General features: G+C 42.2%; 1 protein-coding gene. It reads right to left on the reverse strand.

Translation table 11 applies throughout. The features are described 5' to 3' along the window. Nucleotides 1-1,386: ISLre2 family transposase (locus tag WMZ97_RS21785; RefSeq protein ID WP_343274165.1), on the reverse strand; the 1,386-nt coding region annotated here is incomplete at its 3' end. Between the last annotated feature and the right edge of the window lie 119 nt (nt 1,387-1,505).

A 1,505-nucleotide genomic window follows, 5' to 3' on the forward strand; every position in this document is an offset into this window, starting at 1 on the left:
ACCCATGGCTGTAGAATGGGCCGTATATAAGCCTATAGCGCCTTGTCTAGTTCCCACTGATGGACGAGTTGGGTTACTTAGAATCTCCGACATTCTCACTGCTTTTTTGACTTCTCGTTGCTTTCTAGCGCTTCTGTGTTGATGTTTCAGGTACACGTCCCGAAGTGTTTGGTTTAAGATCCCTTGTTTTACTTTAACCATGGCTTCTCCGCCCTCTGAACTCCAATGCATCCCTCTCTTTTTCATACGAAACGAAACGTGTCTTTGATTTGATTCCATCGCTCCCAAGCTCCTTGCATCTTTTGGTGGGTTTTCTACCACTTCTCGCCAGTCAAAAATTCGCCCCCAGTTGTTCGTAATATACGTACGAAATGCTTTTATCTTTTCTATTCTTTTTGCATCATCTAACGTACTCTCATACGTATCTAGCCATAACATGAAAGCATCCAAGTCATGTTCTTTTAGAGCCTTTTTAATGCCATCCTTATACTTACTCTGTTCGCCACCCAAAGCACGATTTACAGCCTGTGAAACATGATAATGATCCAATTGATTCAAGACAGAAAAATGAGACTGTGAAAAAGCCTCTTGAAACTTCTCGGCTGTATATCCTAATCCTCCATCACTGTTTGTAACCACCTTCGTCTCCTCCAGTGAATAACGATGGGCTGTAAGGGCTTGTACTTCCTTCCAAAAATCTGGGGTTGCGTGTGTCGTCATGATCACTTTTGGTTCTCGTAAAGCTACTCGTTTTCCATTCTTCTTCCAACCCTCATGAACAACGGCATGGTGCACTTCCAAGCTTTTTTTCTTCTCTGTACTACGAACAAAAACACCGTCCGCCTCCGCATATAGATACGCCACCTTCTTTCCCTCCGGCAGAGAAGCAGCCTCATCCAGCTCAATAACCATTTCTTCATCCGCCTGGGCCTGCGCTTTCCCAACGCGTCTTACCATACTCCCAACCGTTGTGTGACTGAGGTTAACTGCAGTCCATTCCTTTAAAACACGTGCTGTTTCACGATACGTACTTTGACTAGCAAGTTCTGCCACTTTTACTTCCACTAATGGACTATGTCGTTGGCTCTTTCGTATTCCCAACCATTCATCAAAGGGATAGTGAGCGTCTCCCTTCTCATCGCCCATAAGCGTGTGACAAAAACACACGGATCCAAAGGTGAATTGTACGGTTTTCCAATCATCTCGCTTTACGGTCCAACCCATTGCCTGCTTCTTTTTCTTAATGACTTGATTCAATCGAGTAAATACTTCTCCTAGTTCAGAAGCAACTACCTCATACATAAACAATCGGATACTTTCCTCTAATTCAATTAAATTACCACTATTCTTTATTAACTTATTGATATTTGATATAATATTCCCCATGAAAAGGCCTCTCTCTAAAATGTATTTGCCTGGTCAAAGCATACATTTTATGATAGAGTGCCTTTTCTTTTTTGGCTAGAATATCGCTCAAATACCCTCGAGAAATATTTTACACTTAC

Origin of the sequence: Lentibacillus songyuanensis (assembly GCF_039548255.1) — a bacterium.
GTDB classification, from domain to species: Bacteria; Bacillota; Bacilli; order Bacillales; family Amphibacillaceae; genus Lentibacillus_C; species Lentibacillus_C songyuanensis.